14 protein-coding genes are annotated in these 13886 nt (G+C 71.3%); 8 read left to right on the top strand and 6 right to left on the bottom strand.

All coding sequences use genetic code 11. The features are described 5' to 3' along the window. Positions 1 to 17 precede the first annotated feature (17 nt). Entirely contained in the window at positions 18 to 158 is a 141-nt protein-coding gene (locus tag ACFYWX_RS40845; protein WP_389430201.1) for an SCO1431 family membrane protein, read from the top strand. A gap of 67 nt (positions 159 to 225) precedes the next feature. Continuing rightward, the gene (locus tag ACFYWX_RS40850; RefSeq protein ID WP_389430203.1) at positions 226 to 885 is read left to right on the top strand and encodes a TetR/AcrR family transcriptional regulator; all 660 of its coding nucleotides are present in this window, start codon (positions 226 to 228) and stop codon (positions 883 to 885) included. A gap of 52 nt (positions 886 to 937) precedes the next feature. Here ACFYWX_RS40850 and ACFYWX_RS40855 read toward each other — a convergent pair whose 3' ends face one another. Further along, positions 938 to 2170: a glycoside hydrolase family 18 protein gene (locus tag ACFYWX_RS40855; protein WP_389430204.1), complete on the bottom strand. Its 1233-nt coding sequence runs from the start codon at positions 2168 to 2170 to the stop codon at positions 938 to 940. Positions 2171 to 2507: 337 nt separating this feature from the next. On the opposite strand from ACFYWX_RS40855, the gene ACFYWX_RS40860 reads away from it, so the two are divergent. Then, complete coding sequence (locus tag ACFYWX_RS40860; protein WP_389430205.1) at positions 2508 to 3680, top strand: acyl-CoA dehydrogenase family protein; 1173 nt, start codon at positions 2508 to 2510, stop codon at positions 3678 to 3680. Positions 3681 to 4077: 397 nt separating this feature from the next. Further along, on the top strand, positions 4078 to 5193 hold the full coding sequence (locus ACFYWX_RS40865; RefSeq protein WP_389430263.1) for a hypothetical protein: 1116 nt from the start codon (positions 4078 to 4080) through the stop codon (positions 5191 to 5193). Between the two features lie 115 nt (positions 5194 to 5308). Here the strand turns inward: ACFYWX_RS40865 and ACFYWX_RS40870 are convergent, their stop codons facing one another. Next, complete coding sequence (locus ACFYWX_RS40870; RefSeq protein WP_389430206.1) at positions 5309 to 5746, bottom strand: hypothetical protein; 438 nt, start codon at positions 5744 to 5746, stop codon at positions 5309 to 5311. Between the two features lie 268 nt (positions 5747 to 6014). On the opposite strand from ACFYWX_RS40870, the gene ACFYWX_RS40875 reads away from it, so the two are divergent. The 4 genes from ACFYWX_RS40875 (at position 6015) to fxsA (ending at position 10187) form a co-directional block, all read left to right on the top strand. Then, a complete protein-coding gene (locus tag ACFYWX_RS40875; RefSeq protein ID WP_037670872.1) occupies positions 6015 to 6455 on the top strand; it encodes an Lrp/AsnC family transcriptional regulator in 441 nt (146 codons plus the stop codon). Between the two features lie 135 nt (positions 6456 to 6590). Continuing rightward, positions 6591 to 8219 (top strand): amidohydrolase, encoded by a 1629-nt coding sequence (locus ACFYWX_RS40880; protein WP_389430207.1) that lies wholly within the window; start codon positions 6591 to 6593, stop codon positions 8217 to 8219. Between the two features lie 537 nt (positions 8220 to 8756). Further along, positions 8757 to 9566 (top strand): polyprenol monophosphomannose synthase, encoded by an 810-nt coding sequence (locus ACFYWX_RS40885; RefSeq protein WP_389430209.1) that lies wholly within the window; start codon positions 8757 to 8759, stop codon positions 9564 to 9566. Between the two features lie 57 nt (positions 9567 to 9623). Next, on the top strand, positions 9624 to 10187 hold the full coding sequence (fxsA, locus tag ACFYWX_RS40890; protein WP_389430210.1) for an FxsA family membrane protein: 564 nt from the start codon (positions 9624 to 9626) through the stop codon (positions 10185 to 10187). 177 nt (positions 10188 to 10364) lie between these two features. Here fxsA and ACFYWX_RS40895 read toward each other — a convergent pair whose 3' ends face one another. The 4 genes from ACFYWX_RS40895 to ACFYWX_RS40910 form a co-directional block, all read right to left on the bottom strand. After that, entirely contained in the window at positions 10365 to 10739 is a 375-nt protein-coding gene (locus tag ACFYWX_RS40895; RefSeq protein WP_020128921.1) for an RNA polymerase-binding protein RbpA, read from the bottom strand. Positions 10740 to 11017: 278 nt separating this feature from the next. Further along, a complete protein-coding gene (locus ACFYWX_RS40900) occupies positions 11018 to 12364 on the bottom strand; it encodes an MFS transporter (protein WP_389430212.1) in 1347 nt (448 codons plus the stop codon). Between the two features lie 61 nt (positions 12365 to 12425). Continuing rightward, the gene (locus ACFYWX_RS40905) at positions 12426 to 13193 is read right to left on the bottom strand and encodes a glycerophosphodiester phosphodiesterase (RefSeq protein WP_389430213.1); all 768 of its coding nucleotides are present in this window, start codon (positions 13191 to 13193) and stop codon (positions 12426 to 12428) included. Beyond that, a complete protein-coding gene (locus ACFYWX_RS40910; protein WP_389430214.1) occupies positions 13190 to 13855 on the bottom strand; it encodes a YitT family protein in 666 nt (221 codons plus the stop codon). Before ACFYWX_RS40910 ends, ACFYWX_RS40905 begins: the two co-directional genes overlap by 4 nt. Between the last annotated feature and the right edge of the window lie 31 nt (positions 13856 to 13886).

The following is a 13886-nucleotide window of genomic DNA, read 5'->3' on the forward strand; positions in this document are numbered from 1 at the left end:
CCTCAGCGAGAAGATCCATGAGCGCACACGCAGCCAACACCCCGCGTACCCGTACCGGAGGCCCTCAGGAGGACGGCCCGAAGGTCCTCGAGCACGTCATGGGCTGGACCCTCGTCGTGGTCGTCGCGATGCTCGTGGTGCAACTGGGGCTGCTGTGACCTGACTCTCGATCCGACCTGCCATACTGCGGATGTCCCGCCGCCCGTTGGAAGACCAGGGTCGAAATTGAATATCAGTCAACAGCGTGACGCTGCCCGCCCCCGGCCGCGCGGCACCGAGCGCTCGCTGGCGCGCCGTACCGAACTCATTTCCATCGGGCGGAAGTTGTTCGCCGACACGTCGTACGACGCGCTCTCCATGGATGACATCGCCCGGCAGGCGCATGTCGCCAAGGGGCTGATCTACTACTACTTCCAGTCCAAGCGCGGCTACTACCTCGCGATCATCCAGGACTCCGTCGCCGACCTGGTCACCTTCGCGTCGAGCGGCCTCCAGCTGGCCGCCGTGGACCGCGTCCACCGCACGATCGACAGTTATCTGCGCTACGCCGAGCACAACCAGGCCGCGTACCGCACGATCGTCAGCGGGGGCGTCGGCTTCGACACCGAGGTGCACGCCATCCGGGACGGGGTGCGCGAGGCGATCGTCGCGACCATCGCCGACGGCGCGTACGGCCGCAGCGACATCGCGCCGCTGGCCCGGATGGGTCTGCTGGGCTGGGTGTGCAGCGTCGAGGGCGCCACCCTCGACTGGATCGACCGCCCCGAACTGTCCCGGGACACCATGCGCGAACTCCTGGTGAGGACCCTGGGCGGCACCATGCGCGCCATCCAGGAGCTCGACCCCGCCTACCCGACCCCCGAGCCCGCCCGCCGGGACGGCTGACCCAAGGGGCGGAGGCTCGTGGTCCTCCGCCCCAAGTCCCCGGTGGGCCGGGCTAGTTGATCGCCCTGATCAGCTCACCGCCCGCCGTGTCGCCGCTCAGCTCCCAGAAGAACGTCCCGCCCAGGCCCTGCTGGTTCTTGTACGTCATCTTGGTCCCGATGGTCGCCGGGGTGTCGTAACTCCACCAGTCGGAGCCGCACTTGGCGTACGCCGTGCCGGCCACCGTCCCCGTGGCCGGGCACTTCGTCCTCAGTACCTTGTAGTCCTCGATGCCCTGCTCGTACGTCCCCGCCGCCGGGCCGGTCGCGGTGCCGCCGGGCGCCGACCGGGTCACGCCGGTCCAGCCACGGCCGTAGAAGCCGATGCCGAGCAGCAGCTTCGAGGCCGGGATGCCGAGGCCCTTGAGCTTGGCGATGGTCGCCGAGGTGTAGTAGCCCGCCTTCGGGATGCCGGAGTAGGAGTTGAGCGGGGAGTGCGGGGCCGTCGGGCCGGTCGCGTCCCAGGCGCCGAAGAAGTCGTACGTCATCGGGTTGTACCAGTTCACGTACTGCGCCGCGCCCGCGTAGTCCGCCGCGTCGATCTTGCCGCCGGGCGTGGCGTCGGCGGTGATCGCCGCGGTGACGAGGTTGCCGGCACCGAACTTGGCGCGCACCGCGGCCATGAGGTTCCTGAAGGCTGCCTTGCCGCTGGTGTCGCAGGTGTTGCCGCAGGCGTTCGGGTACTCCCAGTCGATGTCGATGCCGTCGAAGACGTCGGCCCACTTCGAGTTCTCGACCAGGTCGTAGCAGGACTGGGCGAACGCGGCCGGGTTCCTCGCGGCCTCGCCGAAGCCGCTGGACCAGGTCCAGCCGCCGAACGACCAAAGGACCTTGAGGCCGGGGTGCTTCTTCTTCAGCTCACGCAGCTGGTTGAAGTTGCCGCGCAGCGGCTGGTCCCAGGTGTCGGCGACGCCGTCCACGGACTCGGCCGCCGTGTAGGTGCGCTCGGTCGCCGCATAGGAGTCGCCCATCGCGCACTTGCCGCCGGTGACGTTGCCGAAGGCGTAGTTGATGTGGGTGAGCCGGGCCGCCGAGCCGGACGTCTCGATGTTCTTGACGTAGTACTTGCGGTCGTAGGTGCCCCATTCCGTGAAGTAGCCGACGACCTTGGAACCGGCGGCTTCCTTCCGTGTCGGCTCGGCCGTGGCGGTTCCCGCGCCGGCCAGCAGCCCGGCGCCGAGGACGGCGCAACACGCTGCGGAGACGAGCGCCCGGAAGAGGGCGCGGGGACGGTGGCGAGTCTGCATCGGGTGTCTCCTCGTGGGGGTGAGGGGAACGCGCGCCGATTGGCATGACGCGGTCAAGCAGTGGCCGAGAGAGTAGGAGGACTAGACCAGTCAAGTCAATGGTTCGGACCAATCCCGGTGGCCGATTCCAGAGCTCTGGGATTTTCTTGAAGTAAGCGGTCGTTAACAAGTGACTTGCCCGGGGCGATCGGGCATACTCACAGCGCAGAGCCGCTGGTCAGCCGCTTCCGTGACCCGGGAGCGCGGGCCTCGGCCGGCACTCAGTGAGACCCGGCGGAGCCGCCCCAACCTACGGCGCACGTCCGCCGATGCGCCCGACAGGGAGGAGAGCGTCGCCATGCCCGACCGCGCCCCGCAGCCGGTGGACCGTCAGCTGCCCACGGAGGAGGCCCGGGATCTGATCTCGCTCGTCCGCGACATCGCGCAGCGCGAGATCGCCCCGAACGCGGCCGAGGAGGAAGACGCCGGACGCTTCCCGCGCGAGACCTTCACTCTTCTGTCCGAATCCGGGCTCCTCGGCCTGCCCTACGACTCCGAGTACGGCGGCGGCGACCAGCCGTACGAGGTCTACCTCCAGGTCCTGGAGGAGCTTGCCGCCGCCCGCCTCACCGTCGGCCTCGGCGTCAGCGTCCACACCCTCGCCTCCTACGCGCTCGCCGCCTACGGCACCAAGGAGCAGCAGGTCGAGCATCTGCCCGCGATGCTCGGCGGCGGTCTGCTCGGCGCTTACTGCCTTTCCGAGCCATCCTCCGGTTCGGACGCCGCCTCCCTGCGGACGAAGGCCGTCCGAGATGGCGAAGACTGGGTGATCACCGGCACCAAGGCATGGATCACGCACGGAGGGGTCGCCGACTTCTACACCGTCATGGCCCGCACCGGCGAGGAGGGCTCCCGCGGGATCACCGCGTTCCTCGTGCCCGGCGACGCCGAGGGCCTGAGCGCCGCGGCGCCGGAGAAGAAGATGGGCATGAAGGGCTCGCCCACCGCGCAGGTCCACTTCGACGGAGTACGGATCTCCGACGACCGGCGCCTCGGTGAGGAGGGCCAGGGCTTCGCCATCGCCCTGGCCGCGCTCGACTCCGGGCGGCTCGGCATAGCGGCCTGTGCGATCGGTGTGGCCCAGGCCGCGCTCGACGAGGCCGTGTCGTACGCGAGCGGGCGCAAGCAGTTCGGGCGGCCGATCTCGGACTTCCAGGGGCTGCGGTTCATGCTCGCCGACATGGCGACCCAGGTCGAGGCGGGCCGGGCCCTGTACCTGGCGGCGGCGCGGCTGCGCGACGCCGGGCGGCCCTTCGCCAAGCAGGCGGCCATGGCGAAGCTGCACTGCACCGACACCGCGATGAAGGTCACCATCGACGCCGTCCAGATCCTCGGCGGGTACGGCTACACCGCCGACTTCCCGGCCGAGCGCTACATGCGTGAGGCGAAGGTGCTCCAGATCGTCGAGGGCACCAACCAGATCCAGCGGATGGTCATCGCCCGTCACCTAGCGGGCCCCGAGACCCGCTGAACTGCCCCAGCATGACCTGCGGGGCCGCCAGCCTGACCCACTCCGGGTCGTGGCGGCCCGGCAGTGTGCGGCCCCGGTCGGCCCAGGCGCGCATCAGATCGCGGTAGATCGGCGGGTCCTGGGACTGTGAAGAGGCCGACTGCACCGATCCCACGGGCGGCGGCACGAAGGCCCGGTGCCGCCCCTGCATCAGATGAACGGGGGTCATACCGGGACAACGCGGCGACGGGCGGACAGGTCACCGGTCCGTGGAATCGGGCGTGAGTTCAGCGGTGGCCCGCGTTGGGCCCGGGGACGTCCGCATCGAGCCCATGGATGTCCGAACCCGTACCTGGTGAGCGGGCGCCCGCCTGACGTACTGTCAACTCCCGTTCATCCAGGGAGGATTGTCTTGCAGGTGTCCGACGACCGCCCCGTACCCCTCGACGAGTACCCCGTGCACCAGGTGCCCCTGTCGATGAGGCACGTGGCGACCGGCGACCGGAACGCCCACGACCGTTCCGTCTTCCACGTCTTCGACCACGAGGGCCGCGCCCTGCTGGTCACCGGGCTCGGTGTGTACCCGAACCTCGGGGTGATCGACGCCTACGCGACCCTCCGCGTCGGGGACACCCTGCACGCGGTACGGGCCTCGGACGCGCTCGGCGACGACCGGATGCGGCTCGAGGTGGGCCCGCTGCGCACCACCGTCGAGCGGCCGCTGCGGGACTTCGTCCTGAGCTGCGCGGCGGACCCGGACGACCCGGACGGACTGTCGTACGAGATCCAGTGGTCGGCGGACTTCCCGGCGCTGTGGGAGCCGCCCCAGCAGCAGCGGCGCGGTGGGCGGCTCACTGTGGAGGGCAAGCGGTTCGTGCAGGCCGGCCGCTGCGTCGGATGGATCCAGGTGGGCAAAGAGCGGATCCGCCTCAAGCCCGGCGCGTGGACCGGTACCCGCAACCGCAGTTGGGGAGTGCGGCCCGTCCCCGGCGAGGACGGCGGACGGATCGCGCAGGACCATCCGACCGAGGGCTGCCACTGGATCTGGTGCCCGGTCCGCTTCGACGACCGCTTCCTGATGGTCATCATCCAGGAGGACGCGGACGGCCACCGTTCGCTCAACGACGCGACCCTCGTCCGCCCGGGCCACCGTGACCGCCAACTCGGCTGGCCCCAGGCGGAGATCACCTACCGCTCCGGCACCCGGCACCCCGAACGCGCCCTCGTCCACCTCGGCGACGTCCGCAAACCGCTGGCGCTGGAGGCGGAGATCCTCACCTCCTCCCCGCTCGCCCCGGGCGCCGGTCACCCGCCGTCCGACGGCTGGCAGCACGGCACTTGGCGTGGCCCCGGCCGGGCCGACCGCCGCGCCTACGACCTCACGCAACCGCACCCCGTGGCCGCGTACGGCGTCACCGACCACGCCGCCCGCTTCCGCCTGGACGGTCGGACCGGCTACGGCATCTTCGAGCACGGCTCGTTCGGACGCCACGACCCGAGCGGCTTCTCGGGCGTCGACTCGTCTGCCCCGTAGGGGAGTTGGCGTCCGCGATCACCGTTGTCGGCGGCCGGACCGGACACACTGATCCCGCACCACGGCAGCCTGCGTGCTGTGGTGCGGGGCAGCTACTGGGGGTGGGCGGGCCGGTTCAGGCGGCCTGGCGCCGCATCGCCGGCACCCGCATGGGGCGCGAGCCCGGGCCGCCGACGTGCGAGAAGGGCTGGGTCCGCCAGTCGAGCCCCTGAGGGAGCGTCAACAGCAGGGCGGTGTCCTGCTCCTGGGGTTCCGCGGACTCGTCCGCGGGCCGGGCGTCGGACGCCCGGCGTCCCGTACCGGCGCAGACCGTGAGCCCGAAGGGGTTCCACGGCGAGGCGCACAGCGCGTGCTCCGGCAGGACCTCCTCGTCCGCCAGCAGCGCGATGGGCTGCGCGCAGTCCGGGCAGACCACCCGGTACATCTCGAAGGTGTCGTACGCGTCCAGTTCCTCGCCGTCGAAGTCGTCGGGTTCGACGCCCTCCGGCGTGGGCTCGACGACCAACTGCGGGCGCTTGGGCACGGTGCGACCAGGGCGCTCAAGACTCTGCATGGGTTTCTCCCCCTCGGGTGGGCCGTGAAGGCTGCTGCGGCCTCGACCACAGCAAGCACTTCCCGTCCCGTCTCGGCGGTAATCACGAGAACATCACGAAGCCTTTTCGAGGACTGTGGCGTTCGTCACATGCCAGTCGCAGGTGCCCCGGGCGACCGCTTTGTCCCTCGGTTGGCTCACAGGCGGCTCTCGGCCACATCACAAACCGGGTATGACCTGGGGCGCTGAGGTATCCGATGAGATCAGACGCACTGTAGGTTCTTGCGCCATGGAGGAGCTGGACCGACAGATCGTGCAGCTGCTCGTCAAGGACGGGCGGATGAGTTACACCGACCTGGGCAAGGCCACGGGCCTGTCCACGTCGGCCGTGCACCAGCGGGTGCGCCGGCTGGAGCAGCGGGGCGTCATCCGCGGGTATGCCGCGGTCGTCGACCCCGAGGCCGTCGGGCTGCCCATGACGGCCTTCATCTCGGTGAAACCGTTCGACCCCAGCGCCCCCGACGACATCGCGGACCGCCTCGCCGGCGTCCCCGAGATCGAGGCCTGCCACAGCGTCGCCGGCGACGAGAACTACATCCTCAAGGTCCGCGTCTCCACCCCCCACGAGCTGGAGGAGCTGCTGGCCCGGCTGCGGACGCTGGCGGGGGTGTCGACGCGGACGACGGTGGTCCTCTCCACGCCGTACGAGGCCAGGCCGCCGCGCATCTAGGGGCCGACGACCGCCGGCGGGCGGGGCTACCGCGGGCCGCCTTCGCGGTGGGCCCCTGCAGTCCGACAGCGCCGGGTGCCGCACAGTCGTGGCCCAAGTGCAGCACGCGCGCCGTGGCACGAGAAACTGTCCGTCATGAGTGAACGCACCCCCGACCCGACCACCGTCCTCCTCCGTCGAGGAGAGGTCCACAGCCCCGCCGACCCCTTCGCAACCGCGATGGTCGTGGAACGAGGACAAGTCGCCTGGGTCGGATCGGAAGGCGCCGCCGACGCCTTCGCGGACGGGGTCGACGAGGTGATCGACCTGGACGGCGCCCTCGTCACCCCCGCGTTCACCGACGCCCACGTGCACACCACCGCAACCGGCCTCGCCCTGGCCGGCCTGGACCTGTCCGACGCCCCCTCCCTGGACGCGGCCCTCGCCCGCGTACGGGACTTCGCCGCCGCCCGCCCGCAGGACCGCGTCCTGCTCGGACACGGTTGGGACGCCGCCCGCTGGCCCGGCGGCCGCCCCCCGACGCGCGCCGAGCTCGACGAGGCCACGGGCGGCCGTCCCCTGTACCTCTCCCGCATCGACGTCCACTCGGCGGTCGTGACGACGGCCCTGCTCGACATGACCCCGGGCCTCGGCACGCCGGACGGCCCCCCGGGCGCCCCGGACGCGGACGGCCCTCTCACCCGCGGCGCCCACCATGCCGTACGCGCCTCCGCCTTCGCGGCTGTGACGACGCAACAACGTACCGAGGCCCAGCGGGCCGCCCTCGCGCATGCCGCCTCCCTGGGCATCGGCTCCGTCCACGAGTGCGCCGGCCCGCAGATCTCCTCCGAGGACGACTTCACGGGCCTGCTGCGCCTCGCCGCCGACGAGCCCGGCCCGCGGGTCGTCGGCTACTGGGCCGAGCGGAACGTGCGCAAGGCGAGGGAACTGGGCGCGTCCGGCGCCGCCGGGGACCTCTTCGTCGACGGCGCCCTCGGCTCGCACACCGCCTGCCTGCACGAGCCGTACGCCGACGCCGACCACTCCGGCACCGCCTACCTGGACGCCGCCGAGGTCGCCGCCCACGTCGTCGCCTGCACCGAGGAGGGCCTCCAGGCGGGCTTCCACGCCATCGGCGACGCCGCGGTGACCGCCGTCGTCGAGGGCGTACGGGCCGCCGCCGACAAGGTCGGCCTGGCTCGCATCCGCGCCGCCCGGCACCGCGTCGAGCACGCCGAGATGCTCACCCCGGACACCGTCGCGGCCTTCGCCGAGCTCGGTCTCACCGCGTCCGTCCAGCCCGCCTTCGACGCGCTGTGGGGCGGCGAGGACGGCATGTACGCCCAGCGCCTCGGCGCGGCCCGGGCCCGCACCCTCAACCCCTTCGCGGCGCTCCTGCGCGCCGGCGTCCCGCTCGCCTTCGGCTCCGACAGCCCGGTCACGCCCCTGGACCCGTGGGGCACCGTCCGCGCGGCGGCCTTCCACCGCACCCCGGAGCACCGCGTCTCCGTCCGCGCCGCGTTCACCGCGCACACGCGCGGCGGCTGGCGGGCCGTGGGACGCGACGACGCGGGGGCCCTGGTGCCCGGCGCGCCCGCCGACTACGCCGTGTGGCGCACCGACGCGCTCGTGGTCCAGGCGCCCGACGACCGGGTCGCCCGCTGGTCCACCGACCCCCGCTCCGGCACCCCCGGACTGCCCGATCTGACCCCGGGCCACGACCTCCCGGTCTGCCTGCGCACCGTGGTGGGCGGACGGACGGTGTTCGTACGGCCGGGCGAGTGATCTACCGGGGTGGCGCGGCGGTGATCACTCACCGCCGCGCCGTCGCGCGACCTGCGCATCCTCTGCGCTGACCAGGGCTTTGATCGCATACCCGCAGGTCAAGTTGCTGTTGACAGGCGGCGGCGGGGGGCCGGTAGGTTCGGCCGGGTCCACCACCGGACGCCCGACCGGGGAACGTCCGCCCACTCGCCGCGGCGCCGCTGGGTCAGGGGCGGTGTGCCGCACCGGGGCACCGTCACTGGGAGCCAGGCACAGCGCCCGCCCCGCAGCGAGGGAGCGTTTTGGCCGGTCAGGGAGGTGTGACCCGGGTGGGGCCCGGGTGCTCAGTAGACAACGGCTTTCGGTCGACCCGCAGCCAGCGGGCCCCAGGTCGGCCCGAAGGGCGCCGGGCCCCCATCCGCAGCACTCATACAACGCGAAAAGTGCACTCTTACCCCGGTCTTGTGGAAACGACACCACCATACGAACGTTTTGTCGCGTCCCCGCAGGCTGTGCCCACTATGGTGGTCCTGTGCGTACGGACACGAAGGGGCAGCAGTGAACGACGGCGACGGGACCCTCGCGGCACAGGACCGGGGGAGGCAGTTCGGCCCGCTCGGCACGGCCTTGGTGATCATCCCGACCTACAACGAGGCGGAGAACATCAAGGCCATCGTCGGCCGGGTGCGCAAGGCGGTCCCCGACGCCCACGTTCTGGTCGCCGACGACAACAGCCCCGACGGCACCGGCAAGCTCGCCGACGAGCTGGCCGCCGAGGACGACCAGGTCCACGTACTGCACCGCAAGGGCAAGGAAGGCCTCGGCGCCGCCTACCTCGCGGGCTTCCGGTGGGGCCTGGACGAGGGCTACGGCGTGCTGATCGAGATGGACGCCGACGGCTCCCACCAGCCGGAGGAACTGCCCCGCCTGCTGACCGCCCTCAAGGGCGCGGACCTCGTCCTCGGCTCCCGCTGGGTGCCGGGCGGCCGGGTCGTGAACTGGCCGAAGTCCCGTGAGGTCATCTCCCGCGGCGGCAGCCTCTATTCGCGGATCGCGCTCGACCTGCCGCTGCGCGACATCACGGGCGGCTACCGCGCCTTCCGCCGCGAGACCCTGGAGGGACTGGGCCTCGAAGAGGTCTCCTCCCAGGGCTACTGCTTCCAGGTCGACCTGGCCCGGCGCGCGGTCAAAGGCGGCTTCCACGTGGTCGAGGTGCCCATCACGTTCGTCGAGCGTGAACTCGGCGACTCCAAGATGAGCCGCGACATCCTCGTGGAGGCGCTGTGGCGGGTCACGGCGTGGGGTGTGGGGGAGCGGGTCGGCAGGATCGGGAGCAAGGACAAGCCGAAGCAGGGGCCGCAGCAGTAGCCGTACGAGCTCACACCCCTTATGTCGTGCTGAGCCGGGTCCGGGCACACTGGGGGCATGACGACAGGCGCTTCGACCCCTTCCTTCTCCACCCGGCCCCGGCGTTCCCGTGTGCGCACCTTCCTGCCGCTGGGCATCGCCGCGTGGCTGGTGCTGGAGATCTGGCTGCTCACCGTGGTCGCGGGTGCGGCGAGCGGTTTCGTGGCCTTCCTGCTGCTGCTCGCCGGGTTCGTGCTCGGATCGGTCGTCATCAAGCGAGCGGGCCGGCGTGCCTTCCAGAACCTGAACGAGGCGCTCCAGCGCGGTGGCTCCCCGTCGAGCGGCGGGGGCAACGGGCTGATGATGCTCGGCGGCCTGCTGCTGATGATCCCGGGTCTGATCTCGGACGCCGTGGGCCTGTTCCTGCTGATCCCGCCGGTCCAGAAGGCCGTCGGCCGCTACGCGGAACGCACGGTGGACCGCAAGCTCCGTGAGGCCGCCTCGGGGGGCCTGGGTGACGCCTTCCAGCAGGCCCGCATCCACCGCCCCGACGGCAAGGTCGTCCAGGGCGAGGTCATCCGCGACGAGCCGGGAGCCCAGGGGGACGCCCCGCAGGAGCCCAAGCCGCCGCTCACGCGCTGAGGCGTCCGCTGCCCGGCTTGCGGGCGAGCATGCTGAGACCCTCCCACCCGGCTTCGGGTGGGAGGGTCTCAGCGATTGCGGTCATGCCGGTTGCGGGCAAGCTGACGACCGCGGGCGCCGTACGTGCGATCGACGTACGGCGCCCACGGTCACTGGTGCGTTGCTCGCGGCCTCCCGCTACGCGGACTTGCGGCTGTCCCGGGGATGAACCGCGAGGTTCATCGCACCGGAGCGCAGAACGGCCAGCCGCTCCTCGAGGACCTCTTCGAGTTCCTCGCGGGTGCGCCGCTCCATCAACATGTCCCAATGCGTACGCGCGGGCTTGGCCTTCTTCTCCTCAGGGCCGTCGCCGTCCACGAGGAGTGCAGGCGCTCCGCAGACCTTGCACTCCCACTCCGGCGGGATCTCCGCCTCGACCGAGAAGGGCATCTCGAAGCGGTGCCCCTTCTCGCATGCGTACTCCACGGCCTGGCGCGGGGCCAGGTCGATGCCGCGGTCCGTCTCGTAGCTGGTCACCACGAGGCGCGTGCCGCGAAGAGCTCGCTCACTCATGAATCGTGCCTCCCGGGCTTGTCGCCCACAGGACAGGTGTCGCTGTCGTCGTCATCCGGTCAACGTCCGGTCGGCGGTAAAGATTCCCGTCCCGTGTCCCGTTCCGGGTCATGCGTCGCCGTCGTAGCCGCAGCCTTGTCAACCAGTGCAGTACCCACCGTCGCCCGGTTTGTCACGCCTGCTAGCAGATGTCACCCAGCGTTTCGTCATCTTTGACGCGCAGTAACGGTACGTCTGGCAGGCCAAACGCGTACACTACAGCGCTTTCGCCTTGAGTGCTAAATCCTTTCGGGTACGGGGTTGCCCGCGTCGCCGATCGCCCGCCGCACGGGCACCCGCGCGAGCAGCACGAACCCCACGGCGAAGAAGGCCACCAGCGAGATGATCGCGTCGCGATAACTTCCGGTCAGCTGGTAGGTGAGACCGAACAGCAGGGGACCGAGCCAGCTCATCCCGCGGTCGCTCACCTCGTACGCCGAGAAGTACTCGGCCTCCTTGCCGGGCGGCACGAGATGCGAGAACAGTGAGCGGGACAGGGCCTGGCTGCCGCCGAGCACGAGCCCGATCCCGGCCGCCAGCACGAAGAACCAGACCGGCGCCCCGGCCGGCAGGAAGTACCCCGCCCCCAGCGTCACCGTCCACGCCACCAGCGAGCCGAGGATCGTGCGCTTGGCTCCATAGCGCCGGGCCAGCAGCCCCATCCCCAGGGCGCCCGCCACCGCCAGCACCTGGACCAGCAGTACCGCGGCGATCAGGGTGGACTGGCCGAGGCCCAGCTCCTCGGAGCCGTAGACCGATGCCTGGGAGATCACCGTCTGGATGCCGTCGTTGTAGACGAGGTAGGCCAGCAGGAAGGCGAGGGTCAGGGGATGGCGGCGCATGTCGCGGACGGTCGCCGCGAGCTGGCGCAGCCCGGGCAGGGCGGCCTCACGCGCGGTGGAGCGGCGGTCGCGCAGTCGTCGGAGCGGGACGAGCGTGAAGGCGCCCCACCACAGACCGGCCGAGGCCAGACAGATGCGCACGGCCGTGGTCTCGGAGACGCCGAAGGTGTCGTGGGCGAGATAGAGAACCAGGTCGGCGATCAGGACCAGGGAGCCCGCCGCGTAGCCGAAGGCCCAGCCCCGGGAGGAGACCGCGTCGCGCTCCTCGGGCGGGGCGATCTGCGGGAGGTAGGAGTTGTAGAGCATCATCGCGACCGACTGCGCGGCGTTCGCCACGACCAGCAGCACGCCGCCGAGCAGATAGCGGTCGCCGTCCAGGAAGAACATGCCCGTCGTCGCCACGGCTCCCGTGTAGGCGGCGGCAGCCAGGAGCGGCTTCTTGCGTCCCGTGCGGTCGGCGGCGGCGCCCACCAGGGGCATCACCAGGACGGCCACGATCACCGACAGGGACACCGAGTACGCGAAGAAGGACCCGGCCCGCACCGGGACGCCCAGGGGGTGGACATAGCCGTCGGCGTCCGCGGCCGACTTGGCGACCGACGTCAGATAGGGGCCGAGGAACACGGTGAGCACGCTCGTCGAGTAGACGGAGCACGCCCAGTCGTAGAAGTACCAGCCGCGCTGCTCGCGCCGCCGTCCCGCGGCGTCGTCGGCCGCGTCCGTCCGCACGGTGTCGGTCCCCACCCGTGCCCTCGCTTCCCCGCTGAAGTGCCGTGCGAAGGCGCGAGCGGGGACGCGGGGCCGCTCAGGCCCAGACGCCCCGGTCCTCCATGACCTTGCGCAACGTGTCGATGTGATCGGTCATGATGCCATCGACTCCCAGGTCCAGGAGCCGGTGCATCCGATCCGCCTCGTTGATCGTCCACACGTGCACCTGAAGCCCGCGCGCGTGGGCGGCGCGGACGAAGCGGTGGTCCACGACCTGGATGCCCGACTGCACCTCCGGCACCTGCGCGGCCACGGCCGAGCGGCGCAGCGCGGCCGGGACACCCCAGGAGCGCAGCCGCAGGTTGAGTACGCCCCGGGTTCCGTACGAGGTCGCCAGCCGCGGACCGGCCAGGCGCTGGGCGCGCATCACGCGGGCCTCGGAGAACGAGCCGACGCAGATCCGGTCCCAGGCGTTGATCCGCCCGATCAGGTTCAGCAGGGGATGGAGCGCCGGTTCGGCCTTGATGTCGACGTTCCAGCGCACCTCGGGAAAGGTCTCCAGGAGCTCTTCGAACAGGGGCACCGGTTCCTTGCCCGCCACACGCGCGCGGCGTACGTCCTTCCACGGCAGGTCCGCTATGCGCCCCGCGCCGTCGGTGACCCGGTCCAGTGTGGCGTCGTGGAACGCGACGAGCCTGCCGTCCAGGGTGGCGTGGACGTCGGTCTCGATGTAGCGGTAACCCGCCTCGACCGCGCGCCGGAACTGCGCCACGGTGTTCTCCAGGCCGTCCGCCGCCCCGCCGCGGTGCGCGAAGGCGATGGGGCCCGGATGGTCGAGATAGGGGTGGCGTATGGGCGTGGTCACCTGCGCAGTATCACCCCCTTGGGTGTCCCCGCGGCAACCACCGTGCTGCCCTCGGATGCCGCCGGTACGGCGAACACGCGCAGGAAGAGCTGGGCGAGCGGGCCGATCGACACCGCGTACAGGACGGTGCCGACGCCGATCGTGCCCCCGAGGGCGAAGCCGGTCACGACGACCGCCGCCTCGACGGCCGTGCGCATCAGACGGATCGAGCGGCCCGTGCGCTCGTGCAGTCCCGTCATCAGCCCGTCACGCGGACCCGGCCCGAAACGCGCCGCGATGTAGAGGCCGGTGGCCGCGCCGTTGAGTACGAGGCCGGCGACGAGCAGCGGCACCTGTACGGCCAGGCCGTGCGCCTCGGGGAGCAGAGCGAGCGTGCCGTCCATGGCGGCGCCGACGACGAAGACGTTGGAGACCGTGCCGAGGCCCGGGCGCTGGCGCAGCGGGATCCACAGGAGCAGCACCCCCGCGCCCACGACGATGGACACCACCCCGATCGACAGACCGGTGAGCTCGGCGAGGCCCTGGTGCAGCACGTTCCAGGGCTCCAGGCCCAGGCCCGCCTCGACGAGGAGCGCGGAGCTCGCGCCGTAGAGGGAGAGACCCGCATAGAGCTGGAACAGTCGTCGGACGAGATGGCCCCTTGTGGAGCTCTGCGTGGACACGTGCGCCCCCGGTGGTGTGAGTGGCCTGACC

The organism is Streptomyces sp. NPDC002888, from assembly GCF_042888465.1.
Lineage (GTDB): Bacteria > Actinomycetota > Actinomycetes > Streptomycetales > Streptomycetaceae > Streptomyces.